The sequence below is a fragment of the Rhodovulum tesquicola genome (assembly GCF_024128855.1).
Classification (GTDB): Bacteria; Pseudomonadota; Alphaproteobacteria; order Rhodobacterales; family Rhodobacteraceae; genus Rhodovulum; species Rhodovulum tesquicola.
In genome coordinates this window covers 1-18,239 of record NZ_JAMYDV010000010.1, presented here as the reverse complement: position 1 = coordinate 18,239, position 18,239 = coordinate 1, and the positions used below count along the sequence as shown (strand labels likewise).

At 68.7% G+C, this 18,239-nt stretch carries 18 protein-coding genes; all 18 read left to right on the top strand.

The features are described 5' to 3' along the window. The first annotated feature begins 55 nt into the window (after positions 1 to 55). Positions 56 to 1,177, top strand: coding sequence for a trypsin-like serine protease (locus NHN26_RS10200; RefSeq protein ID WP_253089380.1), 1,122 nt, complete (start codon positions 56 to 58; stop codon positions 1,175 to 1,177). After that, entirely contained in the window at positions 1,174 to 2,880 is a 1,707-nt protein-coding gene (locus tag NHN26_RS10195; protein ID WP_253089379.1) for a S1 family peptidase, read from the top strand. The genes NHN26_RS10200 and NHN26_RS10195 overlap by 4 nt, the downstream gene beginning before the upstream one ends. Further along, positions 2,859 to 4,268, top strand: a complete 1,410-nt coding sequence (locus tag NHN26_RS10190; protein ID WP_253089378.1) for a peptidoglycan-binding domain-containing protein — start codon at positions 2,859 to 2,861, stop codon at positions 4,266 to 4,268. The genes NHN26_RS10195 and NHN26_RS10190 overlap by 22 nt, the downstream gene beginning before the upstream one ends. 37 nt (positions 4,269 to 4,305) lie before the next feature. Continuing rightward, positions 4,306 to 4,494: a hypothetical protein gene (locus tag NHN26_RS10185; protein ID WP_253089377.1), complete on the top strand. Its 189-nt coding sequence runs from the start codon at positions 4,306 to 4,308 to the stop codon at positions 4,492 to 4,494. Between the two features lie 294 nt (positions 4,495 to 4,788). Further along, the gene (locus NHN26_RS10180; protein ID WP_253089376.1) at positions 4,789 to 6,093 is read left to right on the top strand and encodes an ABC transporter substrate-binding protein; all 1,305 of its coding nucleotides are present in this window, start codon (positions 4,789 to 4,791) and stop codon (positions 6,091 to 6,093) included. A gap of 36 nt (positions 6,094 to 6,129) precedes the next feature. Next, positions 6,130 to 7,053 (top strand): branched-chain amino acid ABC transporter permease, encoded by a 924-nt coding sequence (locus NHN26_RS10175; protein WP_253089375.1) that lies wholly within the window; start codon positions 6,130 to 6,132, stop codon positions 7,051 to 7,053. Beyond that, the gene (locus NHN26_RS10170) at positions 7,050 to 7,988 is read left to right on the top strand and encodes a branched-chain amino acid ABC transporter permease (protein ID WP_253089374.1); all 939 of its coding nucleotides are present in this window, start codon (positions 7,050 to 7,052) and stop codon (positions 7,986 to 7,988) included. Before NHN26_RS10175 ends, NHN26_RS10170 begins: the two co-directional genes overlap by 4 nt. Beyond that, entirely contained in the window at positions 7,985 to 8,710 is a 726-nt protein-coding gene (locus NHN26_RS10165; protein ID WP_253089373.1) for an ABC transporter ATP-binding protein, read from the top strand. Before NHN26_RS10170 ends, NHN26_RS10165 begins: the two co-directional genes overlap by 4 nt. Next, positions 8,703 to 9,398: an ABC transporter ATP-binding protein gene (locus NHN26_RS10160; protein ID WP_253089372.1), complete on the top strand. Its 696-nt coding sequence runs from the start codon at positions 8,703 to 8,705 to the stop codon at positions 9,396 to 9,398. Before NHN26_RS10165 ends, NHN26_RS10160 begins: the two co-directional genes overlap by 8 nt. Positions 9,399 to 9,538: 140 nt before the next feature. After that, on the top strand, positions 9,539 to 11,608 hold the full coding sequence (locus NHN26_RS10155; protein ID WP_253089371.1) for a methyl-accepting chemotaxis protein: 2,070 nt from the start codon (positions 9,539 to 9,541) through the stop codon (positions 11,606 to 11,608). A gap of 422 nt (positions 11,609 to 12,030) precedes the next feature. Beyond that, positions 12,031 to 12,321 carry a hypothetical protein gene (locus NHN26_RS10150; RefSeq protein WP_253089370.1) on the top strand — a complete coding sequence of 97 codons (291 nt, stop codon included), beginning with the start codon at positions 12,031 to 12,033 and terminating at the stop codon, positions 12,319 to 12,321. Beyond that, positions 12,321 to 12,689, top strand: a complete 369-nt coding sequence (locus NHN26_RS10145) for a response regulator (protein ID WP_253089369.1) — start codon at positions 12,321 to 12,323, stop codon at positions 12,687 to 12,689. Before NHN26_RS10150 ends, NHN26_RS10145 begins: the two co-directional genes overlap by 1 nt. Positions 12,690 to 12,691: 2 nt before the next feature. After that, positions 12,692 to 14,911, top strand: a complete 2,220-nt coding sequence (locus NHN26_RS10140; protein WP_253089368.1) for a chemotaxis protein CheA — start codon at positions 12,692 to 12,694, stop codon at positions 14,909 to 14,911. Beyond that, positions 14,886 to 15,353 carry a chemotaxis protein CheW gene (locus NHN26_RS10135; protein ID WP_253089367.1) on the top strand — a complete coding sequence of 156 codons (468 nt, stop codon included), beginning with the start codon at positions 14,886 to 14,888 and terminating at the stop codon, positions 15,351 to 15,353. Before NHN26_RS10140 ends, NHN26_RS10135 begins: the two co-directional genes overlap by 26 nt. Then, positions 15,350 to 16,252: a CheR family methyltransferase gene (locus NHN26_RS10130; RefSeq protein WP_253089366.1), complete on the top strand. Its 903-nt coding sequence runs from the start codon at positions 15,350 to 15,352 to the stop codon at positions 16,250 to 16,252. The genes NHN26_RS10135 and NHN26_RS10130 overlap by 4 nt, the downstream gene beginning before the upstream one ends. Before the next feature lie 2 nt (positions 16,253 to 16,254). Beyond that, a complete protein-coding gene (locus NHN26_RS10125; protein ID WP_253089365.1) occupies positions 16,255 to 16,641 on the top strand; it encodes a response regulator in 387 nt (128 codons plus the stop codon). After that, the gene (locus NHN26_RS10120; RefSeq protein ID WP_253089364.1) at positions 16,638 to 17,015 is read left to right on the top strand and encodes a hypothetical protein; all 378 of its coding nucleotides are present in this window, start codon (positions 16,638 to 16,640) and stop codon (positions 17,013 to 17,015) included. Before NHN26_RS10125 ends, NHN26_RS10120 begins: the two co-directional genes overlap by 4 nt. Positions 17,016 to 17,318: 303 nt before the next feature. After that, a partial coding sequence (locus NHN26_RS10115) for a cache domain-containing protein (protein WP_253089363.1) occupies positions 17,319 to 18,239 on the top strand: 921 nt, incomplete at its 3' end.

The following is an 18,239-nucleotide window of genomic DNA, read 5'->3' as shown; positions in this document are numbered from 1 at the left end:
CGTTGCGATTGCGCCCTGTTGCCGGGCAGTCCACCCGTGGGGGAGGTCTGGGGGTATGCGGTTCGCTCTGGTTCTGGTGCTTGCGGCGCTGCTGCAAGCGGGGGCTGTGGGGGCCGATGAGGTCCGGCGCGAGCGGGCGATCCGGGCCTTGCAGCACGAGCTTGGCCTGCCCGAGACGGGGCTGATGGACGGGGCGACGCGGGCGGCGCTGTTCGAGCCGATGACCGAGGCGGGCGCGCCGCGCCCGGCGCTGTCCGCGCCCGAGGCAAGCGTCAGTTTCGACCTGGGCGGCGATGCGGGTGCGGCCGCGCCGGTGGACCTGCCGCCCGCAACCGGCACCGGCCGGACCGTCGCCCAGCCCACCATGGCGCCCGACCTGGCGGCGGAACTGTCGGACGCCTCGGCGATCTATGCGCAATACGAGATGGGCGGGCTGTCGGTCAGGCCCGAGACCTGGGTGCCGTTCTCGGTGATCGGCGAGGACGAGCGCGTGGCGGTGAACGACACGACAGGGTTTCCCGAACGCGCCATCGTGCAGATCCTGTTCCGGAACGCCTTTGGCGGCACGAGCCTGTGTTCGGGGATGATGGTCTCGGCCGATACCGTGCTGACGGCGGCCCATTGCATCCATGGTGGCACGGTGTTCGGGCGGGCCTATTCGGCTTATCGCGTGCTGCCCGGCCGCAACCGCGCGGCCACGCCCTTTGGCGAATGCGGGGTGCGGCGCGCGCATGTGTTGCAGGGCTGGACCGCGGCCACCAGCGCCGAGGAGGCGCGCGATTACGACCTCGGGGCGCTGAAGCTCGATTGCCGGGTGGGCGAGGCGACGGGCTGGGCGGGGGTGCGGGTGCTGGACGAGGCCGAACTGGGTGCCGTGACGGTGGTGCAGGGCTATGCCGCCGACAAGGCGCCGCCGGGGCGGCAATGGGTCAGCACCGACAGCCTGCGGATATTGCGGGATCTCAAGGGGTTCTATCTGAACGATACCTATGGCGGCACCTCCGGTTCGCCGGTCTTCCTGGGCGCGGATCGCGCGGTTCTGGTCGGCGTGCATACCAACGGGCTGCATGGCGAGGAGCCCTGGGCGAGCCACAACGCCTTTACCCGGATCACGCCCGAGCGGATGCGCCGGATCGCCGAATGGATCGCGGACCAGGGCGCGGAGGCGGGGCGATGATCGGGCGGGGGCTGGTTCTGGCGGCGCTGGCGGTGGTGGGAACGGGCGGGGCGCTGCGCGCCGATCCGGTGGCCGATACGGTCGTCTATATCGAATGCACCGATCCCGAGGGCCGCAAGCGCGTCGGTTCGGGCGTGCTGGTCAGCGCCGAGGGCCATGTGCTGACCGCCCGCCATGTCGCGCCCGCGGGCAGCCAGTGCCGCGGGTTGCCGGGCGTGGCCGATCCGAACAATGCGCGGGTCATGGTGCTGCAACCCGAACGGGTGCCGGGCGAATATGACGTGGCGCTGCTGAAATTCGCCGAGACGCAGGTCTATCCCTTCCTGCGCTATTGCCGGCTGGACGAGCGGATGATCCGCAAGCGCATCTTCGCCGCCGGCTTTCCGAACGGCACGCGCAGCTTTCGCCCCTCGTTCCGGGCGGGGATCCTCTCGACCACCGAGACCACGCCCGATGGCGTGATCGAGACCGACAGCCTGCTGGCGCAGGGGATGAGCGGCGGGCCGATCCTGGCCGAGGACGAGACCAGCCTGATCGGCATCGTCTCGGGCGTCGAGATCAGCGCGATCGGCGAGCCGGACTACTACGGCATGACCCCGATCGCGGCGATCACCTCGGCGACCTTCCGGCTGAGCGAGAACGTGGCGGGCTGCTATCCCGACCTGCCGGGGCCTGCGGAACTGGCGGCGCGGATCGACGATCTGGCCGAGGATCTGGCCGCCGCCCGGTCCGAGATCGGCGCGCGGATCGACGCGATGGGCGCGCGCGCCGAGGCGTTGGAGGCCCGCGCCGGTGCGGTCGAGAAAAGCACCGGGCTTCTGTCGGCGGACATGCAGAAGCTGCGCGCGGCCTTCAACACCACCAAGACCGTGGCCGACAAGACCTTCGAAAGCCTCGCGGGCCGGATCGAGGACATCGTCCAGCGCCAGGCCCAGCAGACCTTCGAGCAGGCCGTGGCCGAGGCGTTGCAGGGCCGCCCGATCCGCCGCACGCTGGACGAGATCTATGACGACCTCGCCAAGCCGGTCTGGCGCTTTTCCGGCCGCATCGAGGGCGGCTGGGTGACGATGACGCTGGCCTATGAACGCCAGATCTCGGCGCCCGTCTTCAGCCCCGCGCTGCGCTTCTGCCTGACGCCGCTGTTCCTGCCCGCGGCGGGGGCCGATGTCACCGTGTCGGAAATGCCCACGGTGCGGGGCTATTTCACCCTGCTGGACGAGCGGTTCCGCAGCAATCCCGCGATCGTGCGCACCTGCCAGTCGATCGACCATGCCGGCTTGTCGGGCCGCGGCCCCGCGCCGGGCGGCGAGGGCGCGCCGCTGCTCGCGCCGAGCGGGCAGTACCAGTATCCCTATGCCGAGAATTTCGTGCAGCAGCATTACTTCGCCGCCGAGGCGCGGCATGCGGCGGGCGGGCTGGAACCCTGGAACGGGTGGTATTACCTTCAGGTGGTCCGCGAGGCGTCCGGCACCGCCGGCACGGCCCCGGAAATCGTGCTGCGCGCCATCATCGACGCCACCATCGACGAGGAGGAGGGCTATGACAGCCCCGTTATCCTGCCCTGCAAGGTCTACAGCGCCGGGAACGGCGCCACCGGCGGCGGCATGCTGCCCCTCGACCCGGCGCGGCAGATGAGCGACCTTCTGAGTTCCGAGACCCCTAGGCTGGACCAGAACGAGACATGCCATTCCGATCCCTCATAACGCTTGCACTGGCGCTCGTGCTGGCTGCCCCCGCTGCCGCCCGGGACGTTCGGGCCGAGGCCGATGCGGTCCTTTCGCTGCGCAATGTCGAAAGCATGGCCTTCGATCCGGCCCATGCCGGGCTCTTCGCCATCGCCGACGGGCGGCTGATGCACTGGTCGCTGTTCCCGCTCGAACTGCGCGCCAGCCTCGAACTGGACACGCTGGCCTCGGACCTGGCGATCAGCCCGGCGGGCAACCTGTTCGTGGCCGGCCAGCGCTGGAACCGCGAAAGCCTGATGCTGCTGGGCGGCAGCATCCTGGCCTTTCCGATCGCGCCGGGGGAAGGCATCGAGGACTGGTTCCGGCTCTACCAGGTGGCCGACAACGCCGCCGGGATCAGCCAGTTCTCGTCGGTCGCCTTCGATGCCTCGGGGATGGCCCATTTCGGCAGTCCGGTGGCCTTCTCGATCCTGTCCGTGCCGGACGATTTCTCCGATGTCGCGCCCGGCACGGAACGGCGAACCTTCGATCTGCGCTGCGGGGCCTCCGCGCAATTGTCGATCTTGGAGGATGAGGGCCAGATATATTATGTGTCCTCGACCATCGAGGGGGCGGCGCTGGAATTCGGCCGACTGGCCGGGCCGGAGGAAAAGCCCGGTCATGTCGAATGCTTCCGCGTCGCCAACATCTATGCCCAGAAAACCCCGGTCACGACCTTCTTCTCGGTGCGTCACGCGCTGATCGAGCGCCCCCCCGCCAAAGAGGGGGGACCGCCCTGGCGCGGGGTTCTGGCGCTCGATCCCAATATCGGGCGGCTCTATTTCTTCGAGATCATCATTGCCGCAGGCGAGGTGCTTATCTCGCGCGCGCTTTCCTCCGAGATCGGCCTCGATGCGCTGGACGGCGCGGCCGCCGAGGGGCGGACCGGCGCCTTCGGCCTGCTGGCCGCCAGCGGCGACGGGGCCGAGATCCTCGTCTCCGGCACGTCGATGCGCCGGGTGCTGCGCTTCGGGGTGGATGACGATGGGCGGCTGCGCGCACGGGGGGGGATCGAGCTTGCCGCCCCCGTGCAGGGCATCGAGATCAGCCCCGATGGCGGCTATGCCGCGCTCGTGACCGGCGAGAACCGGTTCGGCGCGGAACGGGTGCTGACGGTGCTGCGCGCGCCCGCCGCGCTGCCCGAAGGGGCGGGGCTGCCCGCCGGGTTCCATTCCGTGCGCCTGCTGCAGGAGGAACTGAACGCCGCGGGCTTCGATGCGGGCCGGGTCGATGGCATCGCCGGGCCGCGGACGCTGGAGGCGGTCAAGGCCTATCTGGCCGCAACGGCAGAGCGCGCGCCAGACGCGGATCCGGACAGGCTGCGCGCGGTGATCCGGGGGGTCTTTCCGCGCTTCGCGGCGGAATGACGCCCCTGCGCGGGGCCAGGGCAAGGGAGCAAGGCGGATGATGACATTTCTGACGATGCTGGCGACGCTGGCCATACCGGCCCCGGCCGCGCCCTGCCCCTGGCCCGGGCAAGGCGTGGCCGGGCGCGAGATCTATTGCTGCACGACACAGGAAGGGCAGCAATGCTGCTCGCCCGAGCTCGACGAGAAGGGCCTGCCGACCGGCTGCGACTGTCGGCCCCAATAGGCGGGCCTGCGTCCTTCTTCTGGCCCCAAATATCCCCGCCGGAGGCAGATCCGAGCAAGCGGCGCAAGCCGCTGGCGAGACAATGCAATGCGCCGCAGGCGCGCAACCTGATTTCCATGTCGCCGGGCGTCATCGATTCGCCGGGCCGCGCTTGTGTCGGGGCAGGGCGGGCAGGCCCCTGTTCCGGCGGGCTCTGCGGCGCCGCGGGACCGTCAGACATGGACAAAGCCCGCGCAGCCCGACAGACTGGCGCGCAAGACGCCACAACGCCGTTCCTTGCCGGGGGATGAAGCCATGTCAGATCCGACCAAACCGGGCGCCACGCCCGCCGATCCCCCCCGCCGCGCCGCGCTGAAGACGCTGGCCGGGGCGGGGACCGCCGCTGCCGCGCTGCCGCTCTGGGCGCGCTACACCCATGCCCAGAGCGCCGCGCCGATCCGCGTGGGGTTCCAGATGCATGCGACCGGCATCGGGGCGGCCTATGGGCGCTGGTATGACCGCACCACGCAGGCCGCGGCGCGGGTGATCAACGCGGCGGGCGGCATCAATGGCAGGCCGCTGGAAATCGTGACCGAGGATGACGGCACCGACCCGCGGCGCGGCGCCGAGGTGGTCGAGAAATTCGCCAACCAGCATCGGGTGGACGTGGCCTTCGGCACGCTGTTCAGCCATGTGGTGATCGGATCCGCCCCGCGGGCGGGCGAGTTGAAGCTGCCCTATTTCGTGGTCTCCGAGGGCCATCACGTCGCCAGCGGAATGCTGAACCGCTGGACCTTGCAGCCCGGCATCACGGATGTGAAGAGCCAGGTTCTGGCCATGGCGCCCTTCGTGGCCGAGACGCTGGGCAGGAAGGTCACGATGATCTTTCCCGATTACGCCTTCGGCCATGACCATCGCGACTTCTTCTCCGAGGCGATCGCGGCGCAGGGCGGCGAGGTGATTGCCAAGCTGGCGATCCCGCCCACCGAGACCTCGTTCACCAGGTATTTCCCCCGCATCCCGCGCGAGACCGAGGTGATCTATCACGTCATGGTCGGCCCCGCGGTGCTGACCTTCGTCAAGGAGATGGGCGAGTTCTTCGGCCCCTCGCGCCCGGCGATCTTCGGCTTCATCGACAGCCTGGAGGCGGTGGACCTGCGCAGCCCCGGGCTCGAATTCCTGGAAGGCAGCTATTTCTGGGAGGGCATGCCGCGTTACATCCAGCCCGACCAGACCGGGTTCGACCGCCATTTCCGCGCCGAAGTCGGCATCGACGAGAACGGCGCCTCGGTGCGCGACCCGCGCGACGTGTCGACCTATGCCCACATGTTCGGCTGCTGGGAGACGCTTCACGTCATCAAGCGCGGGATGGAGGCGGCGGGCTATGCCGGGCCGCAGGATCGCCAGAAACTGGTCGAGGCGGTCGAGGCGATGACCGACATGCCGGAATCGAACGAGCATCCGCAGGGCGCCAAGCTGTTCAACGGGCGGACGCATCAGGTGTTCGGCCAGCAGCATGTCTCCAGGCTGGAAAACGGGCGTCTGGACGTGGTGCGCACCGTGCCGCTGGAGGAGACCTTCTATCCCGACGAGGTGGACTACACCACGCGCCCGTTCTGAGCGCCGCCCGTCCCCCCGACAGGAGAACGCGACCGCATGGAGTTCGGTCCCTACCTGATGCTGGCAGCGCTGGAAGGCGCGGTGACGGCCGCGGTGCTGGCGCTGATGGCCGCGGGGCTGAGCCTTGTCTTCGGGGTGATGCGGGTGGTCAATGTCGCGCATGGCGAATTCTACATGCTGGGCGCGGTGCTGGCCTTTGTCGTCGCGGGCATGGCGGGCGGGGGCGCCCTGGGCTTCGTCGCGGCGCTGGTCGCGGTGCCGCTGATCGTGGGCGCGCTGGCGGTGGCGGCCGATGTCACGGTGCTGAAACGGGTGGGCTATGACCCCGAGCGGACCATCGTCGCGACCATCGGGATTCTCTACATACTTCAGCAGGTGACGCTGATGGGCTATGGCCCGGATGCGCGGCCGGTGGCGGCCCCCTTCAACCAGCGCATCGCGCTGCCCTGGGTCGAGTGGGGCGCGGGCGGCCCGTCGCTTTACTGGCCCTGGGGGCTGTCGATCACCTCTTACAAGCTGTTCGTGATCGGAGCGGCGGTCGTGGTTCTGGCCTTGCTGTGGATCCTGATGACGCGCACGCGGATCGGGCTGGTGATGCGCGCCACGCAACTGGATCGCGAGACGGCGCAGGCCTTCGGCATCCCGGTGGAGCGGGTCTATGCGTTGGTCTTCGGGCTGGGGGCGGGGCTGGCGGCGCTGGCGGGCGTGCTGATCGTGCCGATCCAGCAGGCGCATTACCTGATGGGGGGCGATGCGCTGCTGCTGTCCTTCATCGTGGTTATCATCGGGGGGCTGGGCAGCCTGCCCGGCACGCTGATCGCGGCGCTGCTGATCGGGCTGTCGGATGGCATCCTGTCGGTGTTCTTCTCGCCGACGCTGGCCAAGATCGTCGCGACGCTTCTGGTGGCCCTGGTGCTGGTGTTCCGCCCGCAGGGGCTGATGGGAAAGCCCGCGCGATGAATGCCCGGATCCTCGCGCTGCATGGCGGGTTGCTCGCGCTGTTGCTGGCGCTGCATTTCGTGCTGCCGGTCTATCACCATGGCAATCTGGCGCGGGTCATGGTGCTGGCCTGCTATGCGATCGGCTACAACCTGCTGTTCGGCTATACCGGGCTTCTGAGCCTTGGGCATGCGATGTTCTTTGCAGCCGGAATGTACGGGATGGGGATGCCGCTCTACCATCTGGGGCTGGGGGCGGAACTGGCCTTTCTGGCCGGGATCGCGGCGGCCGGGGGGCTGGCGCTGGTGGTCGGCCTGCTCGCGTTGCGGACGGTGGGCGTGGCCTTCATGATCGTGACGCTGATGTTTTCGCAGGCCTTCTATCTGGCGATCCTGCTGGCCGCGCGCTGGACGCGGGGCGACGAGGGGCTGGTGCTGGCCGGGGCGGACCGGGTGCTTTTCGGGCTGGACCTGACCGATCCGGATATCCGCTACCTGCTGGCGCTGGGGCTGTTCGCGCTGTGCCTGTCCGCGGCGCTGTGGCTGGTGCGGCGGCCCTTTGGCCGGGTGCTGGTCGCGATCCGCGAGAACCCCGAGCGGGCCGAATTGCTGGGCTATGACATCTTCCGCCACAAGCTGGCGGCGGTGGTGCTGTCGGGGATGTTCTCGGGGGCGGCGGGGGCGGCCTACGGGCTGATGTTCGGCTATGTCGGCGCCAGTTTCGCCGAGGTGCATTTCTCGATATTCCCGCTTCTGTGGGTGCTGCTAGGCGGCGCGGGCACGGTGATCGGGCCGTTCTTCGGCGTGCTGTTCATGTTCTACCTGATCGACATCTCGTCGGGGCTGACACCGGCCTACATGCTGGTCGCGGGCGTGGCGCTGGTGCTGTTGACGCTGTTCGCGCCGCAGGGGCTGGTGGGCGAGGTGCGGCGGCGCTGGCTGCGGTGGCTGCCATGAGCGCGCTTCTGTCCACGCGGGCGCTGTCGAAATCCTTTGCCGGGCTGCGCGCGGTGCATGAGGTCGATTTCGACCTGGAACCGGGCGAGATCCGGGCGCTGATCGGGCCGAACGGGGCGGGCAAGACCACCTTCGTGTCGATGCTGATCGGACGGGTGGCGCCCACATCGGGGACCATCCATTTCGAGGGGCGCGACATCACCCGGCTGCCGGCGCATGCGCGGGTGCGGCTGGGCATGGCCTACACGTTCCAGATCACCTCGGTCTTCGCGCGGCTCGACGTGGCCGAGAACGTGGCGCTGGCCGCGCGGCGCAGGCTGGGCGGCGACCGGGCCGCGGTGGCGCGCGAGACGGCTGCGGTGCTGGAACGGGTGGGGCTTGCGGGCCATGGCGATGCGCTGGCGGGCGATCTGAGCTATGGCCACCAGCGGCTTGTGGAACTGGCGATGGGGCTGGCGCAGGCGCCGCGCCTGCTGATCCTGGACGAGCCGACGCAGGGGCTGGCCGAGGGCGAGATCGCGGCGTTCAGGCGGCTGATCCGCGATGTCGCGGCCGAGGCGACGGTCCTGCTGATCGAGCACAACATGGGCGTGGTCATGGCGCTGGCCGACCGGATCACGGTTCTGGATTTCGGCGAGGTGCTGGCCGAGGGCAGCCCGGCCGAGATCCATGGCTCGGCCGCGGTGCAGGCGGCCTATCTGGGGACCGGCGCGGATGCTTGAGGTGACCGGCATCGACGCGGGCTATGGCCCGGTGCAGGTGCTGCGCGGGCTGTCGCTGGCCGTGCGGCCGGGCGAGATCACCTGCCTGCTGGGCCGCAACGGCGCGGGCAAGACCACGACGATGAAGGCGATCATGGGGCTCTTGCCGCTGAGCGCGGGCCGGATCACGCTGGAGGGCGAGGATATCGGCCGGTTGCCCGCCCATGAGGTGCCCCGGCGCGGGATCGGCTATATCCCGCAGGGGCGGCGGCTGTTTGCCGAGCTGACGGTCGCGCAGAACCTGGAAATCGGTCTGATGACGCGGAACAGCCCGCGCCATGTGCTGGCCCGGGTGCTGGATCTGTTCCCGCGGCTGGCCGACCGGATGGGCCAGCGCGCCGAAACCCTGTCGGGGGGCGAGCAGCAGATGCTGGCGACCGCCCGCGCGCTGTGCCTTGAGCCGCGGGTGCTGTTGCTGGACGAGCCGACCGAGGGGCTGCAACCCTCGATGATCGAGGCGATAAGGCAGGTGGTGGTCCGGCTGAAATCCGAGGGCGTGGCGATCCTGCTGGTCGAACAACGGCTTGACGCGGTCCTGTCGGCCGCCGACCGGGTGGTGTTCGTCGAGAACGGCCAAAGCCGCGAGACGGTGGACGCCGCCGATCTGCGCGCCCGGCCCGAGGTTCTGAAACGCTATCTGGGCGTCTGAGGCGCCCCGCAGCGCGGGATCGGTAAAATCCGAAGGATCCCCGACAGGCGGCTTAAGCCCGAAGTAACATCTGTTCTGAATGCTTCCTCGCGCGTGCCGATGTTTCGCGGCGCCCAGTCCCGGACAAGGGGGAGCGTTCCATGTCCTTCAGAAAAAGAATTATCCTGGCGATTTCCGTGTCGGTCCTGATGACCGCCGGACTGGTGCTGGCGCCGATGCTCTGGGGCATGAAGGGCCTGATCGACCGCGGCACGCTGCGCGAGCTGGACCAGTTCGAGCTGCGCCTTCAGGCGGCGATCGACGACCGGATCGGCAGCGCGCTGACCACCGCCGCCCTTGTCGCCGCGATCCCCGAGGTGCAAGCCGCCGCCGCCGCGCAGGACCGCGACCGGCTGGCCGCGCTGTTCGTGCCCGGTTTCGCGCAGATGCGCGCCGAGCGCGGCATCGTGCAGTTCCAGTTCCACGAACCGCCCGCCACCTCGCTGTTCCGGGTGCATCAGCCCGACCAGTTCGGCGACGACCTGTCGGCCTTCCGCAAGACGGTGATCGAGGCCAATGCGCGCAAGGCGCCGCTGGCCGGTCTGGAACGCGGCCGGGGCGGGCTGGGCATTCGCGGCATCAGCCCCGTGGCCCATCAGGGGCGGCATGTCGGCACGGTCGAGATCGGGCTCGATCTGGATGCGGCGTTCTTTCAGGGGCTGGTGCGCAACAGCGACACGCAGCTTGAATTCTACATCCTGCCCGATACCAGCATCGCGGGCTTTTCGGCCACGGATGCCACGATCCAGCGCGCGGTGGCCACCATCGCCGGTGACCCGTTGCTGACGCCCGCTGCGGCGGAGGCGGCCGAGGACGAGGCGAACGCCGCGCGCGAACTGCAAATCGCCGGGCAGAGCTATGCCGCGCGGATCATTCCGGTGGCCGATTTCGCAGGCAATACCGCGGGGCTCGTGCATGTCATGGTGCCGCGCAGCGCCTATCTGGCGATCGCGGGGCAGATGCGCCTGCTGGCCTTCGGGGCCGGGGCGGTGGCGCTGCTGGCGGGGTTGGGCCTTGCGGTGCTGTTCAGCGGGCAGATCTCGAAGGCGCTCTTGCGGATGATCGCCAAGATGCGGCGGCTGGCCGGGGGCGATCTCGACCTCGATTTCCAGGCCGACCGCAAGGTCGGTGGCGAGATCGGGCAGATGGCCGAGGCGCTGGTCCATTTCCGCGAAAGCATCGCCAAGGAACATGCGCTGAAACGCGACCGCGACGCCGCCCAGGCGCATCAGAAGGCAGTGGTGGACACCCTGGCCGAGGGGCTGAGGCGGCTGGCCGCGGGCGATATGGGGGCGCATATCGACGCCGATCTGGGCGAAGGCTACGACGCGCTGCGCCGCGACTACAATGCCACGGTTGCCAGCCTTGGGGAACTGATCGCCGACATCACGGATTCGGCCCAGACGATCAATGCCAGCGTCGCCGCGATCAACGGCTCGGCGCATGAGCTGTCGCAGCGGACCGAGAATGCGGCCGCCACGCTGGAAGAGACCGCGGCGGCCCTGCAGGATCTGACCACCTCGATCGGCGCCACCGCCGAGGGCGCGCGCGGCGCCGACGCGATCGGCCGGGATGCCATCGGCAAGGCCCAGTCCGGCGCGCAGATCGTGGGCGAGACGGTGCGCGCGATGGGCGAGATCGACGCCTCGGCCGGAGAGATCGCGCGGATCATCCATGTGATCGACGACATCGCTTTCCAGACCAACCTGCTGGCGCTGAATGCCGGGGTCGAGGCGGCGCGGGCGGGCGGTGCGGGCAGCGGTTTCGGCGTCGTCGCCTCGGAAGTGCGGGCGCTTGCCCAGCGCACCGCCGAGGCCGCCCACGAGATCGGCGCGCTGATCTCGTCCTCGGGCGAGAAGGTCAAGCTGGGCGTGGGCCTTGTCGGGCGCACCGGCGAGGCGCTGGACGCCATCGTCGCGGCGGTCGAGGGCGTCACCGACCGGGTCAGCGAGATCGCCAAGCTGGCCGGAGAGCAATCCGTGGGCCTGGGCGAGATCAACATCGCGGTCGGCCAGCTCGACCATGTGACCCAGCACAACGCGGCGATGTTCGAGGAGACGACGGCGGCGAGCGACACGCTCCAGGCCGAGGGCGAACGGCTGCGCGCGCTGGTGGCGCGGTTCCATGCGGCCGCTCACGGGGCGGTGCCGCTGCGCGCCTCGGCGGCCTAGCGGCGCCGGTCGCCCGCATGCGGCGCAGGGGCGCGTCGGCGGGCGGTTCGACCCCTGCGATGCCCCCCGACGCGTCCCGGGTCCGCCCGTTTCGGCCTCCGGCCCTTCCCCGCGCGGTGCATTCCCCGGATCGGCCCGGACGACCCGCCCCGGATGCCCCGTGCGAATCGGTTTGCCGCCCCTCCCGGCGACGGCCCCTGGCCCCCCGACAGGCTGGGCCCCGCGCCGCCGATGACATGCCCGTGCCACCGAGACGTCCAGCCGCCGCCCAAAAACCGACCCATCGGGCGGCGATAGGCAGGGGCTCCGCGGGGTGCCTTTGTGGGGGGCGGGCCGGACGGGACATGTTCACCAGTTCTTAGGCTTCGCGGGCTTAGACAGACAGAGACATTGATTGACACACAGGAAAACGGGGATTCGGAATGGAGCCTGATCGTCACCTGGATCTCGATATCCGCGATCCCGCCTGGGCCGACGCGCCCGGCGAGATCGTGAAGGCGGTGCTGGGGGACGGGCCGCATGCCGTGACCCTGCACGCCGACGGGGCCGATGCGCCCACCGCGCTCGCGGCCCAGCTTCTTGCCTTTCTCAGGCGCCATGTCGAGGCCGGCGGCGGCAGTTTCGACATCCTCGAGCCCTCCGAGGGCTTCGTCGAGGGGTTGCGGCTGCTCGGCCTGGGCGAGGCGATTCTCGGCACCGAAGGAGTGCAGTAATGATCAACATTCTTGCCATCGACGATTCCCTGACCATGCGAGAGATGGTGCGCGAGGTGCTGAGCTCGGCCGGCTTCTCGGTGACCACGGCGAATGACGGCGTGCATGGCGTCGACGTGTTCCAGCAGGACCAGTACGACGCGGTCATCACCGACATCAACATGCCCAAGATGGACGGGTTCGGCGTGATCGAATCGATCCGCGGCGGCGGCGTGAACGCGCGCGTGCCGATCCTGGTGCTGACCACCGAAAGCGGCCCCGCGCTGAAGGAACGCGCGCGCAATGCCGGGGCGACGGGCTGGATCGTCAAGCCGTTCGAGGACGAAGGCCTGATCAGCGTGATCCGCCGTGTGACGGGGGTGCGCTGACCATGTCTCGCGATGATCTCAAGGCCACTTTCTTCGCCGAGTGCGAGGACCTTCTGGAACAGCTGTCCGAAGGTTCGCAGGACATGATCGCCGGCAGTGCCGACGACGACACGGTGAACGCGATCTTCCGCGCGGTGCATTCGATCAAGGGCGCGGCCGGGGCCTTCGGGCTGGAGAACCTGGTCACCTTCGCCCATTGCTTCGAGACGGTGCTCGACCGGGTGCGCTCGGGCGAGCTGGTGCCCGATACCGATGCGCTGCACACGATCCTGCGCTCGGGCGACATGCTGGCCGATCTGGTGGAACTTGCCCAGGCCGACAGCACCGAGATCCCCGAGGCGATGCCCGCCATCCTCGACAAGCTGAACGAGCTGTCGGGCACGGCGGCGGAGGACGCGGGGGACGCCGCGGCGGACATGGGCGCGGACATGGACTTCTTCGGGTTCCAGCCGCTCGTTCTGGACCCGCTCGGCGAGGAGGGGGACGAGGACACGGCGCCCGCGCAGGCGGGCGAGACCTGCTTCCGCATCCGCCTGACCGCGTCCTCCGATCTGTTCCGCAACGGCCATGACCCGGTCCTGCTGTTCTCCGAGCTTGCCATGCTCGGCCATGTGGAGACCCGCTGCGACCTGTCGGCGCTGCCCGAGGCGGACGCGTTCGACCCGGAGCGGTGCTATCTCAACTGGGACCTGACGCTGCGTGGGCAGATGACCGAGGATGCCGTGCGCGACGTCTTCATGTTCCTCGAGGATCTCTGCCAGATCGAGGCGGTCGACGATCCCGGCGCGGACGGGGCCGAACCCGTGCCGGACCTCCCGCCCCCGTCCGTGGCCGAAGAGACCGCGCCGCCGCAGGTGGAGTTCCGCGCCGCCGCCCCGCGCGAGACGGCACCGGCGCCGATCGAGCTGGCGCTTGCCGCCGAAACGCGCGCCCCGGTCGCCGCCGAGCCGGTCAACCCGGCGAAGGGCGCCGCGAAGGCCGCGTCACCCGTGCCGCAGACCACGCTCAGGGTCGATCCCGAAAGGGTGGACCGGCTGATCAACACGGTGGGCGAACTGATCATCAACCAGGCGGTGATCGCGCAGAAACTGCAGGAGACCGGGCTGGCCTCGAATTCCGACATCATGAGCGATCTGGACGACTACCAGTATCTCGCCCGCGAGTTGCAGGAAGGCGTCATGGCGATCCGCGCCCAGCCGGTCAAGCCCCTGTTCCAGCGGATGCAGCGCATCGTGCGCGAGGCCGCGGACAGCCTGGGCAAGGAGGTCGTCCTGGTTGCCGAAGGCGAGGGGACGGAGATCGACAAGACCCTGGTCGAGCGTCTTGCCGAACCGCTGACCCACATGATCCGCAACGCCGTCGATCACGGCATCGAAAGCCCCGAGAAACGCATCGCCGCGGGCAAGCCGGTGATGGGCACGATCCGGCTTTCGGCCGCGCATCGTTCGGGCGATGTGCTGATCGAAATCGCCGATGACGGTGCCGGGCTGAACCGCAAGCGCATCCTCGAGATCGCGGTGTCCAAGGGCCTGGTGCCGGCGGATGCCAAGCTCAGCGAGCCCGAGATCGACAACCTGCTGTTCATGGCCGGGTTCTCGACCGCCGAGAAGGTGACCAACCTGTCGGGCCGTGGCGTGGGGATGGACGTGGTCAAGACCGCGATCACCACGCTGGGCGGCAAGGTGACGATCTCCAGCCGCCCGGGCGAGGGCACGCTGTTCTCGATCTCGCTGCCGCTGACGCTTGCGGTGATGGACGGGATGGTGATCCACGCCGCCGGCCAGACGCTGGTCGCGCCGCTCTCTAGCGTGCTGGAAACGATCCGCCCGCGCCCGCAGGATATCGTGCCCTATGGCCGCGAGGGTCGGCTGCTGTCGATCCGCGGCACCTATGTGCCGATCGTGCATCTGGGCAACCTGCTCGGCTTCACCTGCGGGGACGAGATCTCCTCGGAGAATATCCTGATCCTGATCCGCTCGGAACGCTCGGGCCATGTCGCCCTGGCCGTGGACGAGATTTCCGACCAGCGGCAGGTCGTGGTCAAGAGCCTCGAGGGCAATTACGGCGCGATCGAGGGGATCTCGGCCGCCACAATCCTGGGCGATGGCCGTATCGCCCTGATCATCGACACCGATGCCATCCTAACCCTTGCCGGAGATCTCGGCCGGGACGTGGCGCTGATAGAGGAGACGCAGCATGGCAAGACCGCAGCAATGGTCTGAGGACGACGTTCTGGAGTTCGTGACCCTGAAGGCGGGCGGCCAGAGCTATTGCATCGAGATCACGCAGATCCGCGAGATCCGGCGCTGGTCGCCGGTGACCGCGCTGCCGCAGGCGGAAAGCGCCGTGCTGGGCGTGATGAACCTGCGCGGGGCGGTGATCCCGATCGTCGACCTGGCCGCGCGGCTCGGGCTTGGCAAATGCGACGCCTCGCCCCGCCATGTCATCATGGTCGTCGCCGTGGGCGACAAGACCGTGGGCCTGCTGGTCGACTCGGTGTCGGAAATCCTGACCGTCAGCGGCGAGCAGATCTGCGAGGCGCCCGCCATGGGCCGCGGCGACGTGCCCAACAGCATCCTCGGCCTGATCTCGATCGAGGAAGGCATGTCGCGCATCCTCTCGCCCTCGGTGCTGCTGCCCAGCGTGTTGCGGGAAGTCGCATGACCGCGCAGCCCACCTCTTCCGCCTTCCGGCGTTCCGCGGACATTCCGTTCGTCGAAAGCGATTTCGCCCGGATCGCCGGATTCGCGAAGACGGAATACGGGCTGCATCTGGAACCCTCGAAGAAGGCCATGATCCATTCCAGGCTGGGCAAGCGGATCGTCGTCCTCGGCCTGGAGGATTTCAGCGCCTATCACGCCTATCTTCAGGCCAATCTCGAGCAGGAGAGCGATCACTTCATCTCGGCCCTCACCACGAATGTCACCCATTTCTATCGCGAGCATCACCATTTCACCCAGCTCGAGGACGAGGTGCTGCCGCCGCTGATCGCGCGGGCGCGCAATCGCGGGCGGGTGCGGCTGTGGTCGGCGGGCTGTTCCAGCGGGCAGGAACCCTATTCGCTGGCGGGCAGTGTCCTGAAGCTCTGCCCCGAGGCCGCCCGGCTCGACATCAAGATCCTGGCCACCGATCTCGACCCGTTCGTGCTCCGGCGGGCCGAGGAGGGGCGCTATCCCGCCGAGGATTGCAAGACGCCGCCCGGCGACTGGGAGGCGCGCATCTTCGACCCGGTCGAGCGCAACAAGGCGCAGCGCCAGATCCGCCCCGAGCTGCGCCCGCTCATCACCTTCCGGCGGCTGAACATCAACGGCCCCTGGCCGATGCCGGGCCTGTTCGACGCGATCATGTGCCGCAACATGGCGATCTATTTCGACAAGGCCACCCAGCAATCGCTCTGGCTGCGCTTCGCCGAGAAGCTGCCCGCGGGCGGCATGCTCTTCATCGGCCATTCCGAGCGGGTGACCGGCCCGGCCACCGGCCTGCTCGAGACCGCCGGGGTCACCGCCTACCGCAAGTGCGCCCAGGGCGCGCCGAGGCCATCGTTACCAGAAGGAAAGGACTGAAGATGTCGCTCAAGGATTCGCTTCGCGTCATGGTCGTGGACGATATGGCCGTCAGCCGCGGCCTGGTCACCCAGTCGCTGGAAGAGATCGGGATTTTCCAGATCAGCGCGGAAAACAACGGGAAATCCGCGCTGAACCGGCTTGTCGCCGACCCGGTCCACCTTGTCCTTGCCGATCACAACATGCCCGGCATGGACGGGCTGCAACTGCTCGAGGGGTTGCGGCGCAACCGGTCGACCCATCGCATCGGCTATATCCTGGTGACCGGCACGCCGACGCCCGAACTGATCCAGAAGGGCCAGCAACTGGGCCTGAACAATCTCGTCAAGAAGCCCTTCACCACCGCCACCATGAAGAAGGCCATCGAGGCCGTGGTAGGCCGGTTGTGACCGCCCCGGTCCGGATCGACCTGCCCGGCGAGGCCGCGCCGCTCGACCTGGCGCGGCTGCTCGGGGGGCTGGGGCATGAGCTCGGCCATGCCGCCGATCTGTTGCGTCGCTATGAACGTGCGGTGCTCGCGCGCACGGGGACGCCCGCACCCTCCGCGGGCGGGGCGCGCGAATTGCAGCTTGTCGACCTGGTGATCCAGATCCTCGACGATCTGGGTCCGCTGGCCGAGCGTCTGGCCCGCGAGACGCCCGCCGATACCTGCATTCCCGGCAGCGTGCTCGAGGATCTGCGTCTGGACCAGCTGCGCGCCCTGTTCGGCGGGCCGACCCGCCGCGAGGCGCCCCATTCCGGCGGCCATATCGACGTCTTTTGATCGATTTTGTCGCAGTTTCCCGATCGGGATGCGGCCCGGGTAACCGGATGGCAATCCCCGCCATGGCCTTGTGGGAGAATGCGTGCCCGCGTGGCGCGTCAACAAGCAGGAGGTCGGACGCATGCCACACACGCCAGCCGCAGCGCGGATCGGCCGCCGCCGCGATCCAGGGGCTGCGGCGCCGCGGTCCCGAACCCCGGCTTGCCGCGCGACCGCGACGACGCAGGCTCCGCACTCTCGGACTTCATCATGGGGTCGGATCACTCCGACCATCATCCGGCATGCCATCAAAAGGGACCAGCCATGACCACGATGCTCCACAGGATTTCCACCCGGATCTACGCGATCGTCGTTCTGGCGCTGCTGCTGTCCCTTGCGCTGGCGAGCTTCCTGATGCTGCGGGCCGTCGAAATCGCCTATGACATGCGCGAGGCCGAACTTGGCGCCCTTTCCGACGCAGCGATCAGCCAACTGGCCGATCTCGACCGCCAGGTCGCCGAGGGCACGCTGTCGCTCGAAGCGGCGCAGGACATGGGCCGCCAGACCCTGTCGACCTATCGGTTCGGGCGAGACGGCTATTTTTTCGCCTTCGACGACGATCTGGTCTTCCAGGTGCATCCCTTCCGTCCGGACTGGATCGGCGCGGATCAGTCCGGGTTCCGGGATGTGAAGGGCCTGATGTTCTTCCAGGAAATGCACCGGATCGCGAAGAGGGACGGCGCCGGCCGGATCGATTACTGGTTCAACAAGCCGGGCACCGACATCCCCGAAATGAAGATGGGCTATGTTGCCGCCTTCGCGCCCTGGGGCTGGATGATCGGCACCGGTGCCTATGTCTCGGACATCCAGGCCGACCTCGCCGCCAAGCGCAATACCGCGCTTGCGGCACTGGCGGTCGGCCTGCTGTTTCTGGCGGCGACGTCCTACTTTCTGGTGCGCAGCATCACCGCGCCCCTTGCAAGCACGCTTGGCGCGATGAACGACGTGGCCAGTGAACGCTACACCACGGTGATCGAGGTCGAAAACCGGAGAGACGAGTTCGGGGTTCTCGGGCGGAGCCTCTTCGCCTTCCGCGACAAGCTTGCCGCCGCCGAAGCGGCCGATGCCGAGCGCGAGCGGTCGCGCGCGGAGCAGGCGGTTGCGGTGGAGCGGCTGGGGCGGGGTCTGACGGCGCTGTCCTCCGGCGATCTGACGCATCGTCTGGACGAGGCTTTCGCGCCGGAA